General features: G+C 59.0%; 25 protein-coding genes. 13 read left to right on the forward strand and 12 right to left on the reverse strand.

All coding sequences use genetic code 11. The features are described 5' to 3' along the window. Positions 1 to 71: 71 nt before the first annotated feature. Both KF814_13250 and KF814_13255 read right to left on the reverse strand, forming a co-directional pair. A complete protein-coding gene (locus KF814_13250) occupies positions 72 to 788 on the reverse strand; it encodes a response regulator transcription factor (GenBank protein MBX3237110.1) in 717 nt (238 codons plus the stop codon). Positions 789 to 945: 157 nt separating this feature from the next. Next, positions 946 to 1,515, reverse strand: a complete 570-nt coding sequence (locus tag KF814_13255) for a Slp family lipoprotein (GenBank protein ID MBX3237111.1) — start codon at positions 1,513 to 1,515, stop codon at positions 946 to 948. A gap of 267 nt (positions 1,516 to 1,782) precedes the next feature. Here KF814_13255 and KF814_13260 point away from each other — a divergent pair, with 267 nt between their 5' ends. Then, the gene (locus KF814_13260) at positions 1,783 to 2,319 is read left to right on the forward strand and encodes a Slp family lipoprotein (protein ID MBX3237112.1); all 537 of its coding nucleotides are present in this window, start codon (positions 1,783 to 1,785) and stop codon (positions 2,317 to 2,319) included. 75 nt (positions 2,320 to 2,394) lie between these two features. Here the strand turns inward: KF814_13260 and KF814_13265 are convergent, their stop codons facing one another. The 4 genes from KF814_13265 to KF814_13280 form a co-directional block, all read right to left on the reverse strand. Further along, positions 2,395 to 3,258 (reverse strand): tetratricopeptide repeat protein, encoded by an 864-nt coding sequence (locus tag KF814_13265; GenBank protein MBX3237113.1) that lies wholly within the window; start codon positions 3,256 to 3,258, stop codon positions 2,395 to 2,397. A 103-nt stretch (positions 3,259 to 3,361) separates the two neighbouring features. After that, on the reverse strand, positions 3,362 to 4,375 hold the full coding sequence (locus KF814_13270) for a hypothetical protein (GenBank protein ID MBX3237114.1): 1,014 nt from the start codon (positions 4,373 to 4,375) through the stop codon (positions 3,362 to 3,364). Between the two features lie 358 nt (positions 4,376 to 4,733). Next, a complete protein-coding gene (locus KF814_13275) occupies positions 4,734 to 6,170 on the reverse strand; it encodes a hypothetical protein (protein MBX3237115.1) in 1,437 nt (478 codons plus the stop codon). Between the two features lie 216 nt (positions 6,171 to 6,386). Further along, positions 6,387 to 6,836 (reverse strand): winged helix-turn-helix transcriptional regulator, encoded by a 450-nt coding sequence (locus KF814_13280; protein ID MBX3237116.1) that lies wholly within the window; start codon positions 6,834 to 6,836, stop codon positions 6,387 to 6,389. A gap of 259 nt (positions 6,837 to 7,095) precedes the next feature. Between KF814_13280 and KF814_13285 the strand changes: the two genes are divergently transcribed. The 3 genes from KF814_13285 to KF814_13295 all read left to right on the forward strand — a co-directional run bounded on the left by KF814_13285 (position 7,096) and on the right by KF814_13295 (position 8,705). Continuing rightward, positions 7,096 to 7,599: a phosphate-starvation-inducible PsiE family protein gene (locus tag KF814_13285; GenBank protein ID MBX3237117.1), complete on the forward strand. Its 504-nt coding sequence runs from the start codon at positions 7,096 to 7,098 to the stop codon at positions 7,597 to 7,599. 55 nt (positions 7,600 to 7,654) lie between these two features. Further along, positions 7,655 to 7,885 carry a hypothetical protein gene (locus KF814_13290; protein MBX3237118.1) on the forward strand — a complete coding sequence of 77 codons (231 nt, stop codon included), beginning with the start codon at positions 7,655 to 7,657 and terminating at the stop codon, positions 7,883 to 7,885. Positions 7,886 to 8,333: 448 nt separating this feature from the next. Continuing rightward, the gene (locus tag KF814_13295; protein ID MBX3237119.1) at positions 8,334 to 8,705 is read left to right on the forward strand and encodes a hypothetical protein; all 372 of its coding nucleotides are present in this window, start codon (positions 8,334 to 8,336) and stop codon (positions 8,703 to 8,705) included. A 92-nt stretch (positions 8,706 to 8,797) separates the two neighbouring features. Here KF814_13295 and KF814_13300 read toward each other — a convergent pair whose 3' ends face one another. Further along, a complete protein-coding gene (locus tag KF814_13300) occupies positions 8,798 to 9,037 on the reverse strand; it encodes a hypothetical protein (protein MBX3237120.1) in 240 nt (79 codons plus the stop codon). Positions 9,038 to 9,390: 353 nt separating this feature from the next. On the opposite strand from KF814_13300, the gene KF814_13305 reads away from it, so the two are divergent. The 8 genes from KF814_13305 to KF814_13340 all read left to right on the forward strand — a co-directional run bounded on the left by KF814_13305 (position 9,391) and on the right by KF814_13340 (position 18,758). Then, positions 9,391 to 10,335 (forward strand): phosphate ABC transporter substrate-binding protein, encoded by a 945-nt coding sequence (locus KF814_13305; GenBank protein MBX3237121.1) that lies wholly within the window; start codon positions 9,391 to 9,393, stop codon positions 10,333 to 10,335. Between the two features lie 17 nt (positions 10,336 to 10,352). Continuing rightward, complete coding sequence (locus KF814_13310; protein ID MBX3237122.1) at positions 10,353 to 12,557, forward strand: ABC transporter permease subunit; 2,205 nt, start codon at positions 10,353 to 10,355, stop codon at positions 12,555 to 12,557. A gap of 9 nt (positions 12,558 to 12,566) precedes the next feature. Beyond that, positions 12,567 to 14,195 (forward strand): phosphate ABC transporter permease PstA, encoded by a 1,629-nt coding sequence (pstA, locus tag KF814_13315; GenBank protein MBX3237123.1) that lies wholly within the window; start codon positions 12,567 to 12,569, stop codon positions 14,193 to 14,195. Positions 14,196 to 14,334: 139 nt separating this feature from the next. Next, a complete protein-coding gene (locus KF814_13320) occupies positions 14,335 to 15,078 on the forward strand; it encodes a phosphate ABC transporter ATP-binding protein (GenBank protein ID MBX3237124.1) in 744 nt (247 codons plus the stop codon). 22 nt (positions 15,079 to 15,100) lie between these two features. Then, a complete protein-coding gene (gene phoU / locus KF814_13325; GenBank protein MBX3237125.1) occupies positions 15,101 to 15,769 on the forward strand; it encodes a phosphate signaling complex protein PhoU in 669 nt (222 codons plus the stop codon). A gap of 7 nt (positions 15,770 to 15,776) precedes the next feature. Continuing rightward, positions 15,777 to 17,330, forward strand: a complete 1,554-nt coding sequence (locus KF814_13330) for a Ppx/GppA family phosphatase (GenBank protein ID MBX3237126.1) — start codon at positions 15,777 to 15,779, stop codon at positions 17,328 to 17,330. Next, a complete protein-coding gene (gene tmk / locus KF814_13335) occupies positions 17,327 to 18,076 on the forward strand; it encodes a dTMP kinase (GenBank protein MBX3237127.1) in 750 nt (249 codons plus the stop codon). Before KF814_13330 ends, tmk begins: the two co-directional genes overlap by 4 nt. Then, on the forward strand, positions 18,024 to 18,758 hold the full coding sequence (locus KF814_13340; GenBank protein MBX3237128.1) for a dTMP kinase: 735 nt from the start codon (positions 18,024 to 18,026) through the stop codon (positions 18,756 to 18,758). The genes tmk and KF814_13340 overlap by 53 nt, the downstream gene beginning before the upstream one ends. Positions 18,759 to 18,760: 2 nt before the next feature. Here the strand turns inward: KF814_13340 and sixA are convergent, their stop codons facing one another. Continuing rightward, positions 18,761 to 19,258 (reverse strand): phosphohistidine phosphatase SixA, encoded by a 498-nt coding sequence (gene sixA, locus KF814_13345; GenBank protein ID MBX3237129.1) that lies wholly within the window; start codon positions 19,256 to 19,258, stop codon positions 18,761 to 18,763. Positions 19,259 to 19,380: 122 nt separating this feature from the next. Here sixA and KF814_13350 point away from each other — a divergent pair, with 122 nt between their 5' ends. Then, entirely contained in the window at positions 19,381 to 20,208 is an 828-nt protein-coding gene (locus KF814_13350) for a CHAD domain-containing protein (protein MBX3237130.1), read from the forward strand. Here KF814_13350 and KF814_13355 read toward each other — a convergent pair. The 4 genes from KF814_13355 to KF814_13370 form a co-directional block, all read right to left on the reverse strand. Continuing rightward, positions 20,194 to 20,919, reverse strand: a complete 726-nt coding sequence (locus tag KF814_13355) for a response regulator transcription factor (protein ID MBX3237131.1) — start codon at positions 20,917 to 20,919, stop codon at positions 20,194 to 20,196. The genes KF814_13350 and KF814_13355 overlap by 15 nt on opposite strands. A 109-nt stretch (positions 20,920 to 21,028) precedes the next feature. Further along, positions 21,029 to 22,456 (reverse strand): AAA family ATPase, encoded by a 1,428-nt coding sequence (locus tag KF814_13360; GenBank protein ID MBX3237132.1) that lies wholly within the window; start codon positions 22,454 to 22,456, stop codon positions 21,029 to 21,031. Positions 22,457 to 22,482: 26 nt separating this feature from the next. Beyond that, positions 22,483 to 23,319 carry a CpsD/CapB family tyrosine-protein kinase gene (locus KF814_13365; protein ID MBX3237133.1) on the reverse strand — a complete coding sequence of 279 codons (837 nt, stop codon included), beginning with the start codon at positions 23,317 to 23,319 and terminating at the stop codon, positions 22,483 to 22,485. A 17-nt stretch (positions 23,320 to 23,336) separates the two neighbouring features. Next, complete coding sequence (locus KF814_13370) at positions 23,337 to 25,082, reverse strand: hypothetical protein (GenBank protein ID MBX3237134.1); 1,746 nt, start codon at positions 25,080 to 25,082, stop codon at positions 23,337 to 23,339. Positions 25,083 to 25,101: the final 19 nt, after the last annotated feature.

The raw sequence follows: 25,101 nt of genomic DNA on the forward strand, positions 1-25,101 counted from the left end.
GAATGTTACGGGCGTGTAACAAACGTGAAAGATTGAAACAGAGAATGGAAATACGGGACTGGAAGCGTCGGTTAAGCCGGCGTCCGCAGTTTGTAGCCGACGCCTCTGATCGTGACGATCAGCCTGGGTTTGGACGAATCCTCCTCGATCTTCTGCCGCAGGGCGTGAATGTGCACATCCAGAGCATGTTCTTCCAAGGCAAAATCCTCTCCCCACACCCGGTTCAGCAGTTCCTGCCTGGTCAGCACGATCTCAGGTGATTCGAGGAATTGACGCAGGATCTGAAATTCCCGAAGCGTCAGTTCAACCGGCTTGTCCCCGATCCTGACCTCATGCCGTGCAATATCCATCTGGACGGGACCGCAATGTAACGGAGCACTACCCGCGCGCGCGCTCGGGCGTCGACGCAAAATTGAGCGGATGCGTGCCACGATCTGGCGGACACTTTGATTGCAGAGGCACCCGTCAAGCCCCTGGTCGAGTTCGGCGATACAGTCGTCTTCCTGAACCATCGTCTCCGGTGATTCGATACTGATGAATGGCACGCGGCTCAGCGCCGGATGGTTGCGCGCGGAATGCCAACTTCGGATGTGCCGATCAACCAGAACCAACGCCGGCTTGGACTTTTGTGCATAGGCAAGCGCAGCCTGTGGGTCGGGCAGGAGGACCAGCCGGCAGTTCATGCCCAGGAGCCCTTTCTGGAGCATTCCTTCTAAGGACTCGTTGGCCGAAAGCAGAAGCAGCGTATCGCCGGCGGCTCGTTCAATGGTGTGTTCAAGCGTCGTCACGATCGTATCGCTCGTCCTTCATCCAGTATGGAGGAACCTTGTTTCTTCGCCGTCAGAATGCTGTTACGGGATCGTAAATTCGGATGCTGATGACCTGCCACGCATACGCGTGGCAGGTCGTGGCACAGCGGATGACGTCCCTTTTCCTGGACTGCGGCTATTTTTTCGGTACGCACGAGGTTGCCTGAGGGGAAACGGTCTCCCGGACTCCAGCGCCATCCTTGGTTTCAACTGCCTGTTCCGATCCCGCTCTCCAGATGTGAATGCAGTCGGCCACCAGATACGGTTCGGACTTCGGATCTCCCTTTACGATGACTGGCTTGCGGCCGCTCGTGGTGCCGACGACAACGAAGCTGTCTCCACTCTTTGCGGCTTCAGCGCTCAATTCCCCCGGATACAGCAGAGCAAACTCAAAATCTCCTTTGCGCGTTCCGGCCTCTTTCGGCCCATACACCGGCGAACTCGAGATCGGCAACTGCTCAGCAACGATCAACCACCCCTTGCCGTCATTCGTCACTTGCACGATGCGACCGCCCAATTCCACCTTCGTGCCGGAATCGGATTTTCCCGTGTTGTTCGTCGGAGAAGCTTCTCGCCAGGCTTGAAAATCGAACGTCGGAGCCAGTTTATCCCGATACTCCGAAGGGATCGGCGAGTGGCTGGTGCAGGCCGGCAGCAATGCGGGCACGGCAAGTAGTAGACTGATGGCGTAAGACTTCTGTTTCATGGGCGCTCCTTTGCATGGGTTGTCTGATTCGGCTGAAGATCGACGACCTTCGGCCACGGTTTCTCCAGAGACTCCAAAATCTTCATATTTGTAAGCTTGTTGCCACCGGTACCCGGTGTTACACTTCAGTTAAACGAATGTTACACACGTGTTACAAAGATGCATCAGCCGAACCTGCTTCACATGATCGAGTCGGCGCCTTGTACGGCAGCATCGAGGGTCAAGGTCATGGTCCACAATCTACCTGTCCGGCCGAGGAGGTTCACGATGAGAGTACTTTCTGTCGGAGTGCTGGCCTGCTCAGCACTCATGGCTTCGGGCTGTTCCACCCCTACGCTGTTTCCTCCCGGTGCTACGAGCGACGCGACTCCCGTTGAATTCGGCGTCGTTCGAGCACAACCGGACGTGTTCAAGGGGCGCGTCGTCCAGTTGGCCGGTCGTATTGTCGGCGTCGAAGAATCGAACCATGGATACCAGATCAGAGCTCAGGAGCTTCCTCTGGAACAACATCCGGTCTACGGGCCCGGAGAAGCGCGTGGACGCACCCCTGAATTTGCGATTGCCTACAGCGGTAAGCTCGACCCATCCGCCCGTTGGTACGGCAACAAGTTCGTGGTGGTCGCCGTTGCCCAAGGCACGCAGGACGTGACCGTGGATGGGAATGTCCGCAATGAGCCGTATGTGGTCGCCACGTGCATGCATATCTGGAAGACCGGCGAGTACGGGTCCTATGGCCTCGGCGATTTTCCCCATACGACCGACGGCTACTATCCGCTGGAACACGACACGTACTGCGTAAACTAGGTTCAGCGCGCGACGCAGGTCTCCTCACGGAAGCCTGCGTCCCATTCCCGCCGGCCTCGTCGGTTTTCCCACTTTCTACAAGTGTGTTTTCGGGTTCTTCTCCGGAACCTCGGTGAAGCGACAGGCTGGGACATAGCCGTCTCGGCATGAGCGGTCGTAGTCCTTCAGAGCGCCAGCCGTATCACCCAATATCGAGCGAGCCACACCCCGGTTGTAGACCAACACCTCATCGGAGACGCCCAACTCAATCGCGCGTGAAAAATCCCGTTCCGCCCGCTCATACTCGCCGGTCAGCATGGAGACGAGACCACGGCTCTGGTACACAGCCGGCATGTCGGCGTTCAGACGCGCCGCTCGATCCAAATCACGCGCGGCACCATCGAAGTCCTGCCGCATGGCAAGCACCACCGCACGGTTGGCGAAAATCGTTGCATCCTGCCGATTCAATTGCGCGGCAGTGTCGAAATCTCGAAGAGCGTCTTCTAACTGAGCGAGATGGCGAAGGGCTTGCCCACGATGGTTGAGGAGTCGTGCCGAGGGAGGTCCGAGCCGAAGCGCATCGTTGAAGGCATCCAACGCCTGCCGGTAGCGCCCGGACTCCAGGTAGACCGCTCCGAGATTACCCCGGTACAAAGGCTGCTGAGGATCCAAACGCACCGCTTCGGTAAAATCGCGGATCGCCTGTTCTCTTGCACCTTGCGTGCTGTAGATGAACCCGCGGGCGTTCCACGGTTCCGGGTTGGTGGGCGAGAAAACGATCGCGCGAGATGCGGTCTCGAGCGCACGTTCGACTTGACGCTGTTGGAACTCCGTCCGGCATTGGGACAAGAGTGCAGCCATCGGGTCCTGGGAGGCCATGGGCGGGACAGTCGTCGTACAGCTCCATTGCAGGGCGATGGACAAACTGATTCCAAGCCCCAATCCAACGCGCCAAACCATACTCTCCTCCTTTGGAATGCCAATCGGTGCGTGCACCTGACTGGCTGGAGAGTATGGGATTCGTGTTACCCGACTCCCAAGGACGGGTTAACTCCGCGTTAACTTATTCCGCAGACGGCTTGACGGCAGGTTTACGGGTGGGACTCTTGACCGAACCTTTGGAGGCTTTCAGTTCCTCGCGCAGTTGGCGGAGTTCGTTCTTCAATTTGTCCAATTCAGAAGTCTGTTGCTCCAGCTGCGTGCGGAGCTTTTGATTGGCCATGTCGAGGTCACTGACCTTCTGCTGCACATTCAGCCCACCGTCGCGGGATGCTGGAGCCGACGCCCCCACGGGGGAAGTGGGCGCGGGCGAGGCAGGTGGGGAGGCTGGCGCGGCAATGTCTGGCTTGGCGGGAACACTGCTCGGTTGCAAGGCCGCCAGTACATCACGAACTCTCATTGAAACATGAACCTTCTCAAAGGTACTCCACCGGGGCTCCTGCCCCTCAAGCAGAGAGGCGGCCTGCGCCGGCCGCACGATCCAGAGCTTCATGCCCTTCGTATCACGAGGGTCACGGCGTTCGCCTCCTCCCGGATCGGCCTGTTGGAAAATATAGTGATCGACGAGGATGAAGTGCAGGACTCCGTCGCGGATGAACATGCTGCCCGCGGTGCGGTCCGTATCGTAGCGTGCCGAAGGATTTTGCAGCGAAAAGAAGACCCGTTCTTTTGGGCCGGCCTCCGCAAACGCCCGTGCGAACGGTTCCGCCAGCGCCGTCAGCTCGCTGCCGGCAAACACCGGGACAGGCCGCGGATTATCGAAGACCCCGACGACGATGCCGCTCCATCCCGACACCTCGATCGCTCCCAACAGCGTGCGTACCTCCTCGGCGGTGAGTTTCGCAGGATGGGCATTCAGGATCGGCGGAACGGCGGTCTCCGTGGTGCTCAGGTCGGATTCCACGCCGAGCTGCACGCCTTTGGTTTCGTGCGTGACCCGTTGGATCAACGGCGCAGTACAACCGCTCAGGTAGAGGGCCGCCACCATGATCAGGGGCGCAACGGTGAACTGCTTGGGGAGACGGAAGAGGGAGCGCTGCGGATGACAGTCACACACGGGAAGGGATAATGGCTTCAAGAGATCCTCATCTATTTACATGCGAACTGAATGGCCCATTGTTTTTCTTTCGACACTTGTCCATTGCCGGAGACCTGACCTTTCCACGCCCGGTCGACCGCCTGGCTGATGCGTGGAACCTGGCCTTCACGCAAGACACGATAGCCGCCGGGGCACTTCCCCTCAAGGAGGCGAAGTGCATCCCGACGGCCCTCTGATGCCAACACGTCCTCGTCATCGAAGTAGGGATAGGCTACGGTACCCCGGTCCCCAGAGTCAGCCAAAAACTTGGCTGAATTTCCGCATCCTGTCAACTCAAGCAGGCAGACACCGACCAGTAAGATCGTGGCGCCCCTGTTCCCTCTACGACTACACATGCTTACTGATAACGGATCTGGAACTGGACCAAAAACGCGTTCTGTGCGAATGGATCGTTGTTGGCCACCGTAGTCGCAGGTCCCGTTCCCTGGTGATGCCGGAATTCGTAGTTGACCGACAACTTGCTTTGGATTTTCGGGGGAAGATTCTCGAAATAGTAATTGAAGCCGACGATCGTCCGCGTGAACATGTCGTTCGATACGGCCGTGTTCGGATCGAATTGTTCGTACATGACGACGGGCTCGAAATCCTTGAGCGGGCCGCTGGAGATCAGGTACTTGGCCAACACGTACCACGTCCGTCTCTGAACACCCGGTGCCCCGGACCCACCGCAGAACGCACGATTCAAACAGTCACCTTGGGCCGGTGTGCCGACGATGGTCGGATTCGAACCATCATGCCCCTGCCACACTTCGCCCTGGATCATGAACCCCGGCAGCCAGCGCGAGGTATAGCGCGCATCGAGTCCGTAGCGATCGAAGGAGCCCTTGCCGCGGCCGTTGATGAAGGTGCCGGTATTGTTGCTCTCCCCGCCCAACACGGTCATGCTCACGAAGGAAATATCCGTGAAGAAATACCGCAGCCTGCCGTACCCGACCTTCGGGCCGTTACCGCCCAAGATATTGGCCTGGTAGTTGTTGTTGTTCATGATGCCGCCGACGTAGTCCAGCTTATTGAACAACGTACCACGCATGTCAACGAAATAATCGCGCTCATGGATCAGTTCGATCGGACCGCCGGTACCGTTCGTCGTCGTCCCGCCGCTGCCGACGGAGGTGAGGTACGGCGAGCTGATCACGTCGCGCAGACCGCCGGAGGTTTCCGTGAAGATACCGAACGGCATACGAAAAATACCCATCCGAATGAAATTGAGGTTCGGGGCAAGACTCGGAAACGGTCTGAAATCGATGTATGATTCGCGAAAGAACGTCGCTGCAGTCGGCACGCCGCCTGCCTTCGCGGAGCAATTGCCGCCGGGTGAGTTGCTACAATCGGGGGTATTGTTCGTCAAATTGATGCTCTGGAACTCGAACAGCACGTGCCATTTGGGAATGAACTCGTTGATCTTGCCGTAAGCCAGTAACTCAGATCGCCGGATCGAGAAATTATCCTGGCTGCGCCCCTCTGCGGTTTTGGCATCCTGGTGCGTATAAAGAAATTGCAACGCGTTCAATCCGAAGTTCACCTTGTTGCTGAGCAGCGGGAGCCGCTCGACCTTGGTCTTCCACTCTTCAACCACGCTCAGGCGCTTTTCATAACTTGCGAGCGGGTCCTCCACAACTGGGGTCAAAGACGATGATGAGGCCGCTTGAACCGTCTGAACCGGCTTCTGTGGGTCCGTCCCTGACGACGTTTGAGCCGCCGCCTGCTCGGCCGAGAAGAGAGCCACGCACAGGACCCCGGCACCAGTAAATAACCTACTCCACTGCTCGCGCATGTACAGTCCTCCTATGATGAGTGTGACGACGAATACGCCGCCTAAAACGCTTCCGATGAATCCCGTTGGTTGCTGCACCGTGGTACAGCTGCGCTGTAACGATGCATTCAGTCATGTGTTAGGACTGTGTAAACTCCGTGAGCCTGCCGGTTGAGCGATCCTTCCTAGACCCGCTCGCAGCCTCCTGAACTATCGCTTCTCGTATGGATACGGACGTCAACGCTTACTCCTGAACGTCAGAGCGAGTCGGTACCCGACGCCCCATATCGTTTCGGCAATCTCGTTCTCCTCGGCTTCGCGCAGCTTGTGTCGGAGCTTCGCCATATGGACATCGATGGTTCTGGCGGTGACGAAGAGATTTTTCCCCCATACGAGGCCCAAGAGTTCTTCACGGCGAAAGACCTTGCCGGGTTGTTCCGCCAAGGCCCAGAGCAGATCGAATTCACGGCGCGTCAGACGTATCAGGCGCCGACGTAACGTCACGGCCCGTTGCTCCCGAACGAGTATCAGCGGCCCGACGGTGAGACAGGTCCCAGCCGGCGGGTGGTGCTTTAGCGACGACTTCAGCGTGTGTTCGCGCACCTGTCTGCCCGTCTTCCCCAGTCTCACCCTCACCTCGCGTCGCTCCCGATCACGCGACAGGGTCGGGCGGCCGCAATGCGTCATCGCCGCCCTGCCCGTTCCCTGCTCCAGAACTCGCGCTGATGTACCTTGTCGAAAATGCGGGCTTCGTCACCGGAAGATTAATGTTGTGTTAACTCCCACCGGAGCCGGCGGAAGAATTAACCAAGCCCTAACCTTGGGTTAAACGAGACGGAACAACGCGGCGGTAGCTTGCTGATGACACAGCGGTGAGAAGGAGCGGGGTCAGTCAGCCACTGTCGGCCGGAGTCCTGCACAACAGACAACGAAGGAGCGACGGAGAATGACGCTATCGAACGTGCGGCATGCCTTGAACAGGATTCCAGCCTCGGTCGAGCAAGCGGCGGAGTGGGACATCACGGAGCTGTGGGTCAAGGTCATCAGGGTTGTCCTGAGCCTTCTCATTTTCACCATTCTTGTTGCGCTGACCGGAGGGGTCATCAAGACGTTCCTGGATATCCGTCTCTTGTTTTCCGGTCCCGTCGAGGTGGGGTTGCGGCAGGTGATCGTCGATACCCTGATTCTTCTGGCCGTCGTGGAGGTGTTCAAGACCACGCTCACCTATCTATCCGAAGGCCGGGTCAAGGTCACCTTCATCGTCGACACCATCTTGGTCGTGATGCTCACTGAAATCATTTCCATATGGTTCAAGGACGCCGATTTGCACAAACTGATGCTGCTTGGCGGGATCGTGTTGACTCTCGGGGTCATGCGGGTGGTCGCGGTCCGCTGCAGCCCGACACAGGGCGACAGCGCCGGAAGAACGTCGGCTGGAGAGGGCTTCTAGTCCTTTTATGATGACGCGACAGCTGTCAGAAGGTCATTACGAAAGGAGGAGGACGATGGGGACAATCACCAGCAGCGAAACGATCATTCTCGACTTGCTGCGGTTGAGAAAGTCGCTCCGGATGGAACAGGTGATCGAGTTGGCGCCGGAACTGACCTGGAACCAGGTCTTCACGACGATTGATAGCCTCAGCCGCCGTGGAGAAATTGCCTTGCTACGGCGTGGGTTCGAATATGAAGTCGCCTGGCTGCCGGTCCGCGGCCAGGCTGTGGCCTGCTCCGCCTAACCTCCGCCGCCCATGTGCGGTTCACTCCGCACAGCGGTTGACGCCTTCCATTTTTCTGAAAGCCGCCACAGCCGTATCCCTTGTCACGAAAGGTTTAGCGGGCATGGGGCATCCCGTTGCCATCGCCGGGGCCGCTCCCTATGTCTACTTCAAACGGAAAGGATGGTTGAATTGACCGTGACCAATGCACCCCCCACCTACCCTGCCGAGGTGCTGTCGGATCTTGATCAAACCAGGTCCCGCCGTATTTGGTCTCTGCTGAAGATAATCCAATCGGGATGGCGGACTTCATGTCGATGACACGTTTGGATCAACCGAACCTCAAGAATCCACCGATGCAACCTTTTATCCCGGAACCGGTCGTTTCCAATGACATCTTGGCCTCAGTCAGTCAGGGAGACCTCCTGCTGTACCATGCGACGGCTACATCGCATTCAAGATGGATGCGATGGTCGATAAAGACTGTATCCAGGCGCTGTATCGCGCATCGCAAGTCGGGGTGACGATTGATTTGCACATCCGAGGGATCATCTGCTGCCTGCGTCCCGGGATTCCCGGCGTGAGCAACGCGATCCGTGTCCGCTCGGTCGTGGGCCGCTTTCTCGAACACGCGCGGATCTACGGCTTCCGTAATGGGGGAGAAAACGATCTGTTTCTGGGCAGTGCGGATCTCATGCTGCAAAATCTCGACCGCCGGGTTGAACTGCTCTTTCCAGTGCGTGATCCCTCGCGGGCGGTCGACAGGGACCGGGCGACCGTCTTCAACTCACAGGAATACTTGCTCCAACGCAGAGGCGTGCATTGCTGGTCGAAACGGTAGGGGGGCGGTGGGGTACCCTGGGGAAAAGACCGCATGGGGTCGTCCGCCCGATCCAAGGGACGGATCGGACGGCTGCCCCGTCACGCGAGCGACTAGGAGTAGGAGTTGGCGTCTTCTCCGATCCGCCTCGTGCGGCGCGGCGCGCTCCCGGGATCCGATCGTTCCACCGTGAAGCGGGGTTGGCGGCCCAACCGCGGCCTGATTGCCCTCCGCTGCATATCGATACGCGGATCCCGCACGGAACCGCAATTGATGCATCGTACGAGCTTCAAGTCACCGCATCCCACATACAAATCCGCAACCAGCAACCCAGCACAACGTTCGCAGGACATCGTACATTCCTCCTTGAGTGATGGCCTGCTGCATGATCCTCCTCCCACGTCACCGGCTCATGTGGCCCGACTCAAGAGCTTGTTACATTGCGAGAGTCCGACCCCAGGCCTCCGTGATGAACCCCGGCAGCGATGCCGCCCTGTGAATTCGAGGAATTAACACGCGCTTAATGTGTCGGTAAGCCCTGCGCAATGTCGCCGGCTTACACTGCATCTGCTCATCGTGCAGTCATCCATACGGTAATCATTCACTTCTTCGTTCATTCATGGGGAGGCATCCGGTTATGTTCGAATTGTCGCGACGTCAAATGATGGCCGCTGTGACCGTCACCGTGCTGGGTCCGTTCTTGACGATGACTTGGGCCCATGCAGAAGGAGCCGCGGGCCAATCCAAGGCGCAACAGGTTGATCCGGCGCTCAAGTCGTATGCAAAGGTCAGTGGCGTATCCGGCACGCTCAACAGCATCGGATCCGACACGTTGAACAACTTGATGACGCTCTGGGCAGAAGGGTTTCATCGGCAATACCTGAATGTGAAGATTCAGGTAGAAGGCAAGGGATCGAGCACGGCGCCCCCCGCTCTCATCGAAGGCACCGCGCAGCTCGGGCCGATGTCCCGCCAGATGAAAGCGAGTGAGGTTGACGCCTTCGAAGCGAAATTCGGCTACCCTCCCACCGCCTACCCGGTCGCGATCGATGCCTTAGCAGTGTTCGTCAACAAAGATAACCCTGCGGCCGGCCTGACGCTTCAGGAAGTCGACGCAATCTTCTCGAAATCCCGCCGCCAAGGCCATCCCAACGACATAGCCAAGTGGGGACAGGTCGGCCTCACCGGCGAATGGGCTGCGGCGCCGGTCAGCCTGTACGGCCGAAATTCCGCCTCCGGCACCTACGGTTTTTTCAAGGAACATGCGCTCAAGAATGGGGACTACAAAGACGAGGTCAAGGAACAGCCCGGGTCGGCCTCCGTGGTGCAAGGCATTACCGAGGACCGGTTTGGGACGGGCTACAGCGGGATCGGGTACCTCACCTCCGGCGTCCGGATGGTGCCGCTTGCCGCCAAAGCCGGACAGCCATTCGTGGAACCGTCGCTGGAGAACACCAAGAACGGCAGCTATCCGCTCTGGCGCTATTTGTATGTCTATGTGAACCAAGCTCCGGGCAAACCGTTGTCGCCGATCGTGAAAGAGTTCCTGAAATACGTCTACAGCCGCGAGGGACAGGCAGACGTGCTGAAGGACGGCTACTTCCCTCTCGATGGGACCGTGACAGAGAAGCAATTGTCGGTAATCAAGTAAGAGCGCGGAAGAGTCTCATGGTATCACCGGCCCGCCGACGATTCTTGATCGACCGCCTCGCTGGATCTGTCATTTCCATCGGCGGGCTGGCTACGATTGCCTGTATCCTCGCAATCTTCTTCTTTCTCTTTCGGGAAGTGACTCCCCTGTTCACCGCTCCGACGGCCAAACCCGTGCAACGACTGGCCTTGCCTGCCTTCTTGATGGCCGAGGGGCCGGCCCAGTTGGGCGTGGACGATCGCCGAAAGGTCGGTTATCTCCTCACTGCCGGCGGGCTGTATTTCGTGGATCTCACGACGGGGCAACCAGTCCCGGTCGACATGCCTCCGTCACTGAAGGAACGGCGAATGACAGCCCTGGCACATGGCGGCGGGAAGTCCACCCGCTATGTCGCTGGCACCGCCGACGGCGACATCCTGTTTCTCAAGCTAGGGGTGAGGAGCACCTTCGACGAATCAGGTCAGCGGGTTACCACCCCGGTCATCAGCGCCGGCGCGGCAGTGCACGTGACGGATGCTCCGATCAGCGCCCTTACTTACCGAGCCCAGGATGGCGACAGCAGCCTCGTCGTGCTGACGGAAACCGGCAGTCTGCTCGTCGGCCGGCACCTTGATGACAGTCGCCCGATCGATCCTTCTAGTTTGAGTGTCGTCATGGAGCCGGGAACGTTGATGACCGAGGTGGCGCTCGATACCACATCAGAGAATCTTTATTTGGGCACCAGCGACGGGAGAGTCGTCCACGTGGTTCTGACAGACGGCCAACCGCTGGTGACAAAGGGCTACTACCAGACGGGGTCGCCCGAGCAGTCCGTGACCAAGCTGGATTTTTTGAACGGCGGCCGCACCCTGGTCGTCATGACGTCCGGAGGCACCGTCGCGGCGTGGGGACTCGTCCGTCCCCCCGACGACCCATCACGCTGGGTGCTTCAGCGGACGCATGAGTTTCGATCCCATGCTGCTCCCGTGACGGCCTATGCGCCGTTTCAGCTGGTCAAGGGGTTCGCTACGGCTGACGCGATGGGTCAAATTCAGATCCATCACTCCACGTCGGAACAGACCTGGATCAAGCTGTCGAACGGCACGTCGGCGGTCAAAGCGCTGGCCCTCGCCCCCAAAGGCGACGGCCTGTTGGCTTACGACGCGCTGGGCCGGCTGACCCTGTACGACTTGCATAACACCTATCCCGAGGTCACGTGGCAGACCCTCTTCGGCAAGGTCTGGTATGAAGGGTATGACCGTCCTCAGCATGTGTGGCAATCCTCGTCCGGGTCGGATGAATTTGAACCCAAGCTCGGGCTGATTCCTTTGGCCTTCGGCACGCTCAAAGGCACGATCTACGCCCTATTTCTTGCCATTCCCGTGGCGATTCTCGCCGCAATCTACACCTCTCAGTTCATGCACCCGACGTATCGGGCCAAGATCAAACCGACGATCGAAGCCATGGCGGCGCTGCCGACCGTCGTGTTGGGGTTCCTCGCAGGCCTCTGGCTTGCGCCCCTGCTCGAACGGCTCTTTCCGGCACTCATCGGGATGGCCCTCTCGGTTCCGATCGTCGTCATCGCTTGCGCTCTCCTCTGGCACCTGGTGCCGCAGCACGTGAAGGGGAGACTCACGCAGGGAACCGAATCATTGCTGCTCGTTCCGGTCATCGCGCTGACCATCGGGGCCTGCCTCTGGTCCAATCAACTCCTCGACCACATCTTGTTCGCCGGAAACTACAAGGCCTGGTTGCTGGATCGGCTCGGGATTCAATACGACCAACGTAACGCCTTAGTCGTCGGCATCGTAATGGGCTTTGCCATCGTCCCCGTAATTTACAGCATCGCGGAAGAAGCCCTCTCCAATGTTCCGAAAACACAGATTGCCGGATCGCTTGCGCTGGGGGCCACCCGCTGGCAGACCGTCGTGCGCTTGGTGCTGCTGGCGGGAAGCCCAGGCATTTTTTCGGGCATCATGATCGGGTTCGGGCGGGCCATCGGGGAAACCATGATCGTCTTGATGGCGACAGGAAACACACCACTCCTGGATTGGAACTGGGCCAACGGCTTCCGCACCCTGTCGGCGAATATCGCGGTCGAGATTCCGGAGGCACCCCAGGGCGGAAGCCTCTACCGTGTGCTGTTTCTGGCGGCGCTGCTCCTGTTCGTCGTGACCTTCATCATCAACTCGATCGCCGAGATCGTGCGCCAACGGCTCAGGAGCAAGTACAGCCATGGATGAGGTACCGGTATGAATCGATTCTGGCGCGGCGGAGAATTGTTCGTCTGGTTGACGGCCTCGGGCGTCGCGGTCAGCCTGCTGATGGTCGGAGGAATGTTGGCTCTCATCATGGTCCACGGCTTAGGTCAATTTTGGCCGGCACCGCTGCAGGAAGTCACCTTAAAGAACCGTCAGATTCTCATCGGCGAGGCCATCGGCCAGGAGCGAATGCCGGGTTCCGTGACCGCGGAACACCCGGAAGGGCTCCGACGCATTCGCTTCAAGGTCGGCAATCGCGATACATTCGGCACAGATTTCCGGTGGGCCAACGAGACGGATATCGAGTCACGCGCCACCCCCGGCGACCTAGTTTTCGTCGAACGCCGGGAGTGGGGACCGGCCTACGGCAGAGTTCAGGGTCTCACCCATCGGGAAGCGGGTGACATCCCGATCGTTGAAGACTGGCCTCAGATCCTTGCTCATCTCGCCTCCGCCACGGAGTTGCGACATCGCATCGAGCGCATCGAACGGGAAGATATCGGCGAGATCAATCAGCGTATCGAGGCCGCGAGCCTTCAGCGCCGGGCCCTTTCTTCGGAAATGGCCGGGACGCCACATGCAGAGACACAAGATCGGGCACTGGCCGGTCGGATGGCCGAACTCGAGCACGAGTATCAGGTGAAAACGGGAGAGCTGGAGGACCTACACCGACGTGCCGACAACGAACACCTCCTCCTCAGTCTGTCCAACGGGAAACGGATCAGCATCCCGCTCTCGCAGATCGTCTCGCTCATGCGTCCGAACGAGATGAATGGGCTCGACAAAACCAAGGCCTATCTCGGCAACCTCTGGACGTTCCTCTCCGGCGAGCCTCGTGAGGCCAATACGGAGGGGGGCATTTTCCCGGCCATCTTCGGCACGGTGTTAATGGTCTTTCTCATGACGCTGGCGGTGATGCCATTCGGCGTGATGGCGGCGATCTACCTTCGGGAGTATGCCAAGCAAGGGGTGATGGTGAGGCTGGTGCGGATCGCGGTGAATAATTTGGCCGGCGTCCCCTCCATCGTATTCGGGGTGTTCGGACTCGCATTCTTCATCTACGCGTTGGGAGGATCGATCGACCGCTGGCTGTTCCCGGAATCTCTTCCCAACCCGACCTTCGGCACAGGCGGAATTCTCTGGGCCTCCCTCACATTGGCCCTGTTGACGGTGCCGGTCGTCATCGTTGCGACGGAGGAAGGCCTGTCGGCCGTCCCTCGGGATTTTCGGGAAGGCTCAGTCGGGCTCGGCGCAACCCGTTTTGAAACGATTTGGCACGTCATCCTCCCCTGTGCGTTGCCGGGTATCCTGACGGGATTGATTTTGGCCATGGCACGAGCGGCCGGTGAAGTCGCTCCCTTGATGCTGACAGGTGTCGTGAAACTGGCGCCGTCACTCCCGCTCGACGATCACTTTCCGTTCCTCCATCTCGATCGGAAATTCATGCATCTCGGATTCCACATTTATGACGTCGGGTTTCAGTCACCCAACGTCGAAGCCGCGAAACCGATGGTGTATATGACAACGCTTGTCTTGATCGTGGTGGTCATCACGTTGAATTGTGTGGCGGTCGTGTTGCGCAACCGCTTGCGTAAGCGCTATGCCGGCTCGGCAGTCTGACATGTTGGAGGACCCGCACATGGAACAAGGATCCAGTACACTCCCGGGCGTCAGCCCGGACATCTCGGCCCGGGCCAAAGCGCCTTCCCTCCGCCCTTCCGTCGACAAGACCCCCTTGCCGCAACCCGCGAGCAGCAAAATGCAGGTCCGAACCCTGGACTTTTTCTACGGCAAGGCGCAAGCCCTCTTCAAGGTGAACCTCACGATCCGCAAGAATTCGGTGACGGCATTCATCGGGCCGTCCGGCTGCGGAAAATCGACGCTCCTACGTTGCCTGAATAGGATGAACGATCTCGTAGAAGGCGCGAGAGCCGTTGGCCGCGTGGAGCTGGACGGGACCGACATTTACAGCCCGCACATCGACGTCACGGACCTTCGCAAACGGGTCGGCATGGTGTTCCAAAAATCCAATCCATTTCCCAAATCCATCTATGACAACGTCGCCTACGGTCCGCGTTTGCATGGAACCAAGAGTCGCGCGACACTGGACCACCTGGTACAGACAAGCTTGCAAGGCGCAGGCTTGTGGGAGGAGGTCAAGGATCGATTGGCGCAGAGCGCCCTTGGCCTCTCCGGCGGGCAGCAGCAGCGTCTGTGTATCGCACGGGCGCTTGCTGTTCAGCCGGAAGTCATTCTAATGGATGAGCCCTGTTCGGCCCTGGATCCGATCGCCACGGGCAGGATCGAAGAACTCATCTTTACCTTGAAGGATCGTTACACGGTCGTGATCGTCACCCACAGCATGCAACAGGCGGCGAGAGTCTCGGACCAGTGCGGCTTCTTCCTCATGGGCGAATTGGTGGAGTTCGGCGATACCAAATCGATCTTCACCATGCCGAAGGACAAGCGGACGGAAGACTACATCACCGGGCGGTTCGGGTAGGATTCACAAGGAGGCCGTGCCCATGCAGCGACATTTCGATCACGACCTGGCCCAGTTGAAAGACCATCTTCTTCGAATGGGCGCCATGGTGGAGCATCAAATTCAGCGGGCCCTGGAGTCCCTGGTCGAGCGCGATTCCGACACCGCCATTTCGGTCATCGAGCGTGACCATGAGGTCAACGCTCTGGACGTCGAAATCGACGACACTTGCATCAAGCTGCTGGCCACTCAGCAACCCACCGCGCGGGATCTTCGCTTCGTCAGCACCGCCATGAAGATTTCCTCTGAGCTCGAGCGCATGGGAGACCTGGCGGACAACATCGCCCAACGCGCGCTCGAGCTGAACGGGGAACCGCAACTCAAGCCCTATATCGACATTCCCAGGATGGCGAATTGGACGATGCGGATGGTCAAGGAATGCTTGGACGCCTTCGTCAATTCCGACCCCGTCCTTGCGCGAAAAGTCTGCGTGGACGACGATGTCGTCGACAGCATCAATGAACAGTTGTTTCGGGAACTGCTCTCCTTTATGCTGGAGAACCCGGCGACGATCACCAGAGCGATCCGGCTCACGTTTGTGGCCAAATCCCTCGAGCGAATCGCCGATCACGCCACCAACATCGCCGAACTCGTGGTGTATATGGTGGAGGGGAAAAACATCCGGCACGTTGCTCCGTCCGCGCCGCTCTGACTGACGCATGCCCAAGCTGGCCGTCCTCGACATCGGAACCAACTCCATCCACATGGTGCTGGCCGAGGTCCAACCCGACTATTCCTATAAAATCCTCGACCGCTTCAAGGACATGACCCGTCTGGGAGACGGCGTCTTTACCACCAAGCGCCTCTCGGATCAGGCCATGACGCGAGGGCTGGACGTGATCAAAACTCTGGTCACCCTTGCCCGCAACAAGGGCTATGAACGCATCGAAGCGGTCGCAACCAGCGCGGTCCGTGAAGCCCGCAACGGCGGAGAATTCCTCGATCATGTGGCTCAACAGACCGGTCTCGTGGTTCGCGTCATCACCGGCGCGGAAGAAGCACGACTCATATTTCTCGGCGTTCAGAACAGTGTGGCATTGCCGGACCAGCCCACGTTGATTATCGACGTCGGCGGCGGCTCTGTGGAGCTGATCGTCGGGAATCGGGAGAAGATCAACCACGCCCGCAGTCTGAAGCTCGGCGCGATCCGGATGAAAGATTTGTATCTGCTCAAGACTCCGCCGTCGAAATCCATGTTGCGCGAGTTGGAAGAGGCCGTCGATCGACAACTCAAGGCGGCGCTTGGCCCCTACAAGAGCAAACGCATCGAGAGCGTGATCGCCACCTCCGGCATGGCGGCCAACCTAGCGGAGGTCATTTACCTCCAGCGCGCCGGACGCCCCCTGCCGCAGCTGAACCTGGCCACGGTCACGGTGAAGGAAATTGTCTCGGTCGAAAAGCGGCTGGCCGACGCGCCCTTGAAGGCCAGGTTGGATATCCCAGGGCTTGACCCCAAACGCGTCGACACGCTGTTGCCCGCCGCCACGGTCTTCCGAATCCTGCTACAGATCCTGGACAAAGACACGCTGACGATCTGCGACAAGGCAATCCGTGAGGGAGTCATTTACGATTTCATTCAGCGCCATCGCGAAGGCATTCAGGCCGAGCGCGATATTCCCGATGTGCGTAAGCGCAATGTCCTGGCCCTGGCCCGACGATGCCATGCGTCCGACGCTCACGGGCAGCACGTCGCCGCCTTGGCGCTGAAACTGTTCGACCACACCAAGGCCCTGCACGGACTGAGTGATCGCCACCGCGAATGCCTGGAGTACGCGGCCATCCTCCACGATATCGGGTATCTCATCAATTCACGGCAGCACCACAAGCACGCCTATTACCTCATCAAGCACAGTGACTTATCCGGGTTGACCGCAGATGAGATCGACATCATCGCCAACGTCGCGCGCTACCACCGGCGCGCGCTACCGGGAAAGAAACACGATGGGTTCGCGTCGTTGCCGCCAGAGACACAGCACGTGATCAAAATCCTGTCCGCGCTCTTGCGCATCGCCGACGGACTGGACCGGAGCCAGTTTGCGGTCGTTCAGAGCGTCGACGTGAAGGTCGGAAAGACGGTGATCATCACGCTTCATGTCTCGGGCGATGCGGAGTTGGAGATCTGGGCCGCGCGCGGGCGCAGTGACCTCTTCCGCAAGGTGTTCAAACGCCCGGTGGAATTCGTCATTCTTTCGCACGAAGACGAGGCTGTATGAGCGAGCAGCTTCCGCCGCGGCCGATGCCCCATCCCTACCCCGGCAAACTCATTATCGTCGAAGGCATCGACGGGTCCGGCAAGAGCACACAGTTGCAATTACTCCAGAAATGGTTGGAGTCGCAGGGCCACAAAGTGTTCTTCACCGAGTGGAACTCCTCCGAACTCGTCAAGGACACCACGAAAAAGGGCAAGAAGAGCAAGAGCCTGACGCCGACCACGTTCAGCCTGTTGCATGCCACGGACTTTGCGACCAGGCTGTACCATGAAATTCTCCCGCCGCTGAAAGCCGGTATGTTGGTTCTAGCCGATCGATACATGTACACGGCCTTCGCCAGAGACGTGGTCCGCGGCGTGTCTCCTGCCTGGGTCAGAAAGCTCTACAGCTTTGCCATCACGCCGGACCTCGCGTTTTACTTTAAGGTCCCGATCGACGTGGCCATCGACCGCCTGCTGGGGGGAACCAGGGCGCAGCTGAAATACTACGAGGCCGGGATGGACCTGGGCCTGAGCCAGGATATCAACGAAAGTTTCCGCATTTTCCAATCGCGCATCCTCGCCGAGTACGACAAGATCGTGGATGAATTCGGTCTCACGGTCATGGACGCGACCAAAGATATTGCAAGCCAACAGGCGGAAATGCGCGAGGTGGCCAGCAAGGCACTGGCGCAATACAAACCACGAAGGGGCACTCATGGCCGGCGGACGCTATTTTGGCGACGGTTTGACGTACCTAAATCCGAGTGATTTGAAGGGCAAGCTCATTGCCGTCGAAGGGACCGATGGCGTGGGGCGTTCCACCCACATCGAATTGCTGCAGGAATGGCTCGAGGTGCAGGGCTATGGAGTGGTGACGACCGGATGGACCCGCTCGAATCTCATGTCCAAAGCGATTGAGATGGCCAAGCAGGGCAACATCATCGACCGATGGTCCTTCAGCCTGCTGTACGCCACCGACTTTGCCGACCGCCTGGAACATCAAATCATTCCGGCCCTCCGATCCGGCTTCATTGTTCTGGCCGATCGCTATATCTATACGGCCTGCGCGAGAGACTATGTCCGGAGCGGCGACCGCAAATGGATCCGAGACGTATTCGGGTTTGCCTTGATTCCGGACCTGGTCTGCTACCTCCGCATCGACGTCGACACCCTCGCCTTGCGGGTGATCGAAAGCAAAGGGATGAACTACTGGGAGAGCGGCATGGATCTCCGGCTCGGCGCGGACCTCTATGATAGCTTTAAGAAGTACCAGGGTCTCCTGATTGAAGAATTCGACAAGATGGCGGAAGAGTTCAACTTCCAAGTCATCGACGCACGCAAATCGCCCGAGGAGATCCAGGAAGAACTCCGGGCCAAGATCCAGTTGCTCCTGTCGGACGCGACCCCCCTGGCGGCCATCTCCCAGACCATCCCACAGTCAGAGTCTTAAGCCTACTCGATCGCGCGCAACAGGCTCGGCGGGAACCACCATTCGAGAATCCCTTTGCCGATCTGCGGCATTTCTTCGCAATGAATCAAACAGGCCCCGGCCTTTTTCACAACCAGACCCGGAATCGGCTTCCCTGCCAACAGCAGGCCCGCGACGGCACTGAGGTGCGGCTCATGCCCCACACAGAGGACCGTGGCAGCAGAGGGATACGTGCCGAGCAGCGCGAAGAGTTTGTCCACGGGAGCATCCGGCAGCAACTCGTCACAGAGGCGGATCGTCGGCCGCACCTTGAGTGTATTCCTGAGGATATCGGCCGTCTCGCGTGCCCGGGTCAACGGACTGGAGAGAATATGGGTGACCGCGACCCCTGCGGCCGTGAGCCCCTCCGCCGAGAGGCGAGCGCGTTTCTTCCCCTTGTCTGTGAGCGGCCGGTCGTGCTCCTTCCCCTCCCACTCCTCACGTTCCACAGCAAGCCCGTGCCGGAATAACACAATATCCATCAGACGCTTCCTCACTTTCTTCCTGAACATTTTTGCATAATATATCGGCAACTTGGCGGGATCAACGGATCGCCTCCCTGTCATGCGTTGTGGTGCCTGGACGATCCTGGTAGGGTAATTCCATGCCCAAGACGCAATCACCGCCGGCCCATCCGGAATGGTATCGTCTTGCCCTCCATGACCGAGCCGAGATTCTCCGCGGCCTCCGCTCTCTCGATCGGGGACCATTACGGGAGGGCAAGGTCCACCGTGTACGGACGGCCTGCCGAAGACTTCAGGCTTTACTTGACCTTCTAGGGCGCGAACGGGATGCCCAGGCTGTGGCTCGCGCCGCGGGGCGTCTCAGCAAAATCCGCGCGCTTCACGTCTTCCGTCACTACTTGCGTTCGCGACATGCCTCACGAAACGACCTCGCCTTATTGAAGGATCGTATCCTGCGGGAGGTGACGCGAGTCAGGGTCGACGGCACCTGCACGACCATCGTGCAGGTGATCAACAACCACATCACCCTCCCCGACCTCGGCTCCGACACCCTGCTTGCCGCGAGGATTCCCCTCCTCCGGGACCGGCAGCTCGAACGGCTTCGAATGATGATCGACGACGCAGAACATAGGCCGCGACGCAAGAATCTTCATGCGCTTCGCTTGCTCATCAAACAGATTCGTTACCAAACCGAATGGCTGTCCCGGCGGAAGGGAATCCACAGCGAATTTGTGGGACGACTCAAGACCGTTCAGGATCAGCTGGGCCGCTATGAGGAACTTGCAGACTTCAAGCGATGGGCGAAGAAGTGGGATCTCCGCATGGAACGCCAGATTAAGAAACAGTGGAAGCGGGCCCGCCGATGCGCTCGGACATTGCCTCACAGGCTGAATTGGTTGCCTGAGACCTTGAGCAGGGAAGCGGCTTGGGGAGGCGGAAACGGCAGGCGGGAATTACGACTCGGGTGACAAACCGGCCTCAGCCGGTGCTGTCCCTACCAAGCGATAGCCCCCACCTGGGACGGCCTGAACCGTTCCGACGATGTTCTCGCCTGAAGCCATTTTCTGATTCAACTGGTCGATACACCGGTCGAGGTCATGGTCGTGCAGCAGCACGTCATCCCCCCAGAGGAGCGACTTCAGTTCCTCGCGAGGCACCACTTTTCCCGGCGTGGAGACAAAGCGTCGCAACGCCTTCCATTCCTCGCCGGTGAGGGTCAACTTTAGTCCACGGAAGGTGGCGACGTAGAGGCAATCCTCGAATGTGAGATTCTCGTCGAGATCGTCCTCCTGGGACGTCGACCGCTGGCAGCGCCGAAGTACGGCACGTACCCTGGCGATCAATTCGCCTCCCCCGTAAGGCTTGAGAATGAAATCATCCGCCCCCTCTTCGAACGCTTCGACTCGACGCTGTTCTGAAGAGTACCCTGACAAGAGGATGAGGGGCGTGTGCTTGGTGGCCGGATCCTGTCGGAGCCGCCGGCAAAGGTCGCGGCCGCTCAGACCTGGGAGATTGTCGTCGGTGATGATCATGGCCGGCTTGATCCGCCACACGTCCTGCATGCCGGAGGGACCGTCGAAGGCCACATTGGTGCGGAAACTGGCCTGGCGAAGTACCTGATCGAGTTGACGCGCCTGCGCCTGGTCCGACTCGATGATTTGAATGAGTTCCAGTCCCATGGTGAACCACCCCCATTGGACAGATCGGCGCACTTGATCGAGAACTTGAGCCTCGGCGGGTAGACTTGTGGGGATGCCTCGTCGCGAGGCACAAGAAGGCTGAGGAGGGTTACTTAGATGTCCCGAGAATGCGGTGCAACTGCGTCATCCAGGACGCGCTGTCGGCGCCCGCGCTTGAGGCTTTGGCCGAACCTCGACGGCTGCTGCTCAACCGGTCGATGCGATCCGCCACGTCCTTGAAGCCAGGATCCTCACGCCTGATCCAGCGATAGTTTTCGAGGGTTTCCTCGACGCGGCCCAGGGATTCCAAGGTTCTCGCGAGCAGATACCGCACTTGGATCGTATCGGGTGTGGATCCCCGTTGTGCCTGGAGGGCCTTTCGAAAGGCCGTGACCGCATCTTCCGGACGGTTAGCCGACTTCAAGCAGATACCGACTTGGGCCATGGCTTTAAACGTCAGGGCTGCATCTTGCGCCGCAAGCGAGAACTGCTGCAGAGCTTCTTTGAAAAGTCCGACCTTCTTCAAGGCGAGGCCGCGTTCGTACCACTCCGCCGTTTCGGCATTCGGCTTGGTCTCACCTGACTGAACAACTGAAGGGGTAGGAGTGTCGGCGCCGACTGAAGCAGCGGCAACGGATTGTTTTGCGGTAAAAGCCGCGAGCTGTTGCTGCTCGGCCTCAGCCTGCTCTTTCGTCAACGTCAAGACAGCCTCTGACTCAGCCAAGGGCAGGATGCCCCCTCGGCTGCGATCCTTAGCCGCCTGCGCCACCAGTTGGGACGACAGTACAGGGGCCTGTTCCGCAAACCCGTAGGTCAAAGCCGTGTCACACACCTGATTAATCAGCCGCGGGATCCCGCCGGTCAGCCGGTGAATCATCATCCCGGCCTGATAGGTAAACAAGGGCTCCTCGCGCCCGGCCACCCGCAACCGGTGAGCGATGTACCCGATCGTATCCTCTTCCCTGAAGGGTTCCAGGCTATAGTCCACCATCACCCGCTGCGCGAACTGAGTCAGATCTTTCCGTTGCAGCAGCTGACGAAGATCAGGTTGGCCGGACAGGATGATCTGCAGTACAGGCGCCTTGTCCTTATTCGTATTGGACAGGAGCCGCAATTCTTCCAGAAGGTTGACGCCGAGATTCTGCGCCTCGTCGACGATCAGCAGGACGCGACGATTCGCGGCAGCTTCCTTCTCGATGAACTGCTGGAATGCATGAAACGCTTCGAGTTTGGCCCGATCGGTCTGGGTCAACCCGAACGCCAACAGGATCCACGGCAGCAGCGTCTCCATCTCCCCGTGCGTGTTGGTGATCATGCCGATCGTGAAATGATCGCGATGCTCCGCCAAGAGCTGCTGCAGCAACGTGGTCTTACCCATGCCAGGTTCGCCGGTCAGCACGACGAAGCCGGCTTGATTCAAAATGCCGTACTCGAGCGTCGTCAGCGCGAGCCGATGCGTTTCCCCTCGATAGAGGAAGTCGGGGTTCGGCACCAGCGTGAAGGGCTTGAGTTTGAGACGGTAGAAGTGTTCGTACATACTTTCTCTCTACGAGACAAATCGATTTAGGTCAATAACATTCGCTTCATTGCCGCCGGGGTCATTCGGCCCCGACCGGCCTTATTCAGCACCGTCCCCAACACGGGAGTCGTGCCCTTCACCAGCTGCAGCGCGCGCTCCACGTTCTCGCGGCTCGTATGCCCTTCCTCCACCACAAGCAGGAGGGCATCGGTATAGGGAGAAAACGCAAGGACGTCCGCCGTCTGCAGTAACGGGGGAAGATCGAACAGGACCACTCTCGAGGGGTACCGATGCTTGAACTCTTCGACCAACGCCACCATCTTTGGCGAGGTCAAGGCTTCGACGGAGTTTTGGATCGCCCGGCCGGCCGGCATGAAGACAAAGCGTCCGATTCCCGGATGAATGAGCAAGTGCTCGACGGGGATGCTGTCCAACAGGTAGTCCACCAGTCCCCCGCACTCCTGCATTCCGAACATTGCGTGTGCGCTGGGATGGCTAAGGTCGGCGTCAACCAGCAGAACCGTCTGGTTCGACTCCATGGCTAAGCTGATCGCGAGGTTCACGGCCGTGAGAGTCTTTCCCTCGTGCTTACCTGGGCTCGTGATACCCAGCACGTTCCAGCCGTTTTCTCGAAGGCGATGCATGACCTGGGTGCGCAAAATCTTATAGGCATCGAGGAATGGCCCCCGTTCGAACCCGGCCAGGACTCGACGCTCTCGCAGCACCTCTCCGGGAATATCCACCGTCCTGGTCTGGGTGTACACGATTTCCTGGACATCCGGCCTCGCCTGGCGCGGCGGTGTGGCCTTCAGCACAGGAGCGGGACGCCGTTGCTGTTCCTCTTGCTTGTACCGTTCGAGGGCGCTGTGCAGCCGTTCCATCAGGGCTCTCCTCCCAATCAGTCCAATCCAAATTTCCGCATTGCGGCAAACCATGCCACATCAAGCGGCAGCCAAAACATATGCACCAACAGCAAGGCCACCGCCACCACACCGATACCGGCCAGGCGAAGACTCCGGCGCTTCGCGATCAGTTGCTGGAGATCCGCCTCATTCGGGATATAGGGAATCACCGCCAAAGGAAACGTGTTCGTCAGGTTGGCCAGGGCCTCAGGACCTCGAATGGATCGGTCCAGATTCTCCAGCAGAGCCCCGCACCCGGCTCCGCTGCCGACTGCCAACACAACGCTTAAGAGCAAAATCAGCGGCCGATTCGGTTTCTCCGGCTTCTCCGGAAGATCCGGCGGGTCGATCAAGGAGAAGCGCTCGCCTTTTCGTTGCGTTTCCAACCCTTCCGATACTTGGGCCTCCAGCAACTTCGATCTGAGTTCCTCGTACTTTCTCGCTGAATTGTCCCGTTCCCGCATCAGGTCAAGATATTCCGGCTCGAACTGGTTCGTTTTCTCGAGGCGGCGCGCGTATTCATCCACGCGTCTTTTCAATTTGACCCGTTGCGCCTTCAATGCCTCGATGGACGAGACCGCCGAGGTCAACTGCGTTTGAATGTTGATGTACGCCGGATTCTCGGGTTTGATCGCAGGAGCTTTGGTGGGATGCGCCGCAAACTGCCTCAATTCCTTTTCGAGCGAGGCGATCACACGCCGCGCACGGACCACGTCCGGATGATCATCGCCATACCGGTCAAGCAGGGTGGCCAGAGCAGCACGCTCGCCGGTCAGGCGTTTCGTCACGTCGTCGATCGGTGCAGCTCCGCCGGTTTCCCGCTCCAGCGCTTGAATCTCCTGCTGCATTTTGCTGATGTCCGGATGCTCCGGTGAATAATAGGCTGCCTTGTCGGCAAACTCGGCACGCAGGGCCCGGAGTCGTTCCGAGGAATCGAGAATCCGTTCACCGGTCGCGGAAATGATCGGCGTGTTGGGTTTGGTCGTCGCCAACTCCCCTTCCAGATAGGTTCTGCGTTCTTCCAGCGCGCGGAGGTCTCGATCGATATCCGTCAGTTCACGTTCCGCACCGTTCAACAACTGCATGTTGAGCTGCGTCAATTCCGGCAGCGCCCCTTCAGCCCGCTGCTTCACCTGCACGACCTTCCGCTCGAGTGTCTCGATGTGATGGGCAAGATTGTCCGCTTCTTGCTTCAGGAAGGCCGTCGTCTCCTGCGCATGACGCTCCCGAGTCTTCAGATTCTCGGCCAGAAACAAACTGGTCAGCTCGTTGGCGACCTTCTGGGAAATTTCCGGGCTCTCACCGTCATAGGACAGCGTGAACGCGATCGTGGCCTGCGTCGGCGTCTGCGTGCGCTTGTCGACCACCTTGGCATTGATCACATCGATCTTGATGTCCTTCACAAAACGTTGCAGCACGTCCTCCGTCGGGCTCCGTTTCCGCATTCCCCGATACAGGTCGTATTGTTCGACGATTTTCCAGAGCGTGGCGCGGCTCATGACCTGCTGTTTGATCGTCTCGATCCGCTGATCGGCATAGGTCGTGATCGCGGAACGTACCAAATCGTTCGGGATCTCCTGCTCTTCGATCAGGATCGTGGCGGTCGAGCGATAGACGGCAGGAATCGTGAACGCAACCGTCGCCCCGACAAACAGAATCCCGGCCGTGCACAGCGCCATCGGCCACTTGCGCCGCAACGCGATTGCAATCAGTTCCTTGATGTCGAGCTGAGACTTCTGCATGACTCGAGCCCCTTCGTCT

Source organism: Nitrospiraceae bacterium (genome assembly GCA_019637075.1).
In the GTDB taxonomy this organism is placed as follows: Bacteria; Nitrospirota; Nitrospiria; order Nitrospirales; family Nitrospiraceae; genus JAHBWI01.

Coding starts and splice junctions, on each gene's coding strand:
- KF814_13255 (MBX3237111.1), bottom strand. CDS start 1,515: ATGAAACAGAAGTCTTACGCCATCAGTCTACTACTTGCCGTGCCCGCA.
- KF814_13260 (MBX3237112.1), top strand. CDS start 1,783: ATGAGAGTACTTTCTGTCGGAGTGCTGGCCTGCTCAGCACTCATGGCT.
- KF814_13265 (MBX3237113.1), bottom strand. CDS start 3,258: ATGGTTTGGCGCGTTGGATTGGGGCTTGGAATCAGTTTGTCCATCGCC.
- KF814_13275 (MBX3237115.1), bottom strand. CDS start 6,170: ATGCGCGAGCAGTGGAGTAGGTTATTTACTGGTGCCGGGGTCCTGTGC.
- KF814_13280 (MBX3237116.1), bottom strand. CDS start 6,836: ATGACGCATTGCGGCCGCCCGACCCTGTCGCGTGATCGGGAGCGACGC.
- KF814_13285 (MBX3237117.1), top strand. CDS start 7,096: ATGACGCTATCGAACGTGCGGCATGCCTTGAACAGGATTCCAGCCTCG.
- KF814_13290 (MBX3237118.1), top strand. CDS start 7,655: ATGGGGACAATCACCAGCAGCGAAACGATCATTCTCGACTTGCTGCGG.
- KF814_13295 (MBX3237119.1), top strand. CDS start 8,334: ATGGTCGATAAAGACTGTATCCAGGCGCTGTATCGCGCATCGCAAGTC.
- KF814_13300 (MBX3237120.1), bottom strand. CDS start 9,037: ATGTCCTGCGAACGTTGTGCTGGGTTGCTGGTTGCGGATTTGTATGTG.
- KF814_13305 (MBX3237121.1), top strand. CDS start 9,391: ATGACTTGGGCCCATGCAGAAGGAGCCGCGGGCCAATCCAAGGCGCAA.
- KF814_13310 (MBX3237122.1), top strand. CDS start 10,353: ATGGTATCACCGGCCCGCCGACGATTCTTGATCGACCGCCTCGCTGGA.
- pstA (MBX3237123.1), top strand. CDS start 12,567: ATGAATCGATTCTGGCGCGGCGGAGAATTGTTCGTCTGGTTGACGGCC.
- KF814_13320 (MBX3237124.1), top strand. CDS start 14,335: ATGCAGGTCCGAACCCTGGACTTTTTCTACGGCAAGGCGCAAGCCCTC.
- phoU (MBX3237125.1), top strand. CDS start 15,101: ATGCAGCGACATTTCGATCACGACCTGGCCCAGTTGAAAGACCATCTT.
- KF814_13330 (MBX3237126.1), top strand. CDS start 15,777: ATGCCCAAGCTGGCCGTCCTCGACATCGGAACCAACTCCATCCACATG.
- tmk (MBX3237127.1), top strand. CDS start 17,327: ATGAGCGAGCAGCTTCCGCCGCGGCCGATGCCCCATCCCTACCCCGGC.
- KF814_13340 (MBX3237128.1), top strand. CDS start 18,024: ATGGCCGGCGGACGCTATTTTGGCGACGGTTTGACGTACCTAAATCCG.
- sixA (MBX3237129.1), bottom strand. CDS start 19,258: ATGGATATTGTGTTATTCCGGCACGGGCTTGCTGTGGAACGTGAGGAG.
- KF814_13350 (MBX3237130.1), top strand. CDS start 19,381: ATGCCCAAGACGCAATCACCGCCGGCCCATCCGGAATGGTATCGTCTT.
- KF814_13355 (MBX3237131.1), bottom strand. CDS start 20,919: ATGGGACTGGAACTCATTCAAATCATCGAGTCGGACCAGGCGCAGGCG.
- KF814_13360 (MBX3237132.1), bottom strand. CDS start 22,456: ATGTACGAACACTTCTACCGTCTCAAACTCAAGCCCTTCACGCTGGTG.
- KF814_13365 (MBX3237133.1), bottom strand. CDS start 23,319: ATGGAACGGCTGCACAGCGCCCTCGAACGGTACAAGCAAGAGGAACAG.
- KF814_13370 (MBX3237134.1), bottom strand. CDS start 25,082: ATGCAGAAGTCTCAGCTCGACATCAAGGAACTGATTGCAATCGCGTTG.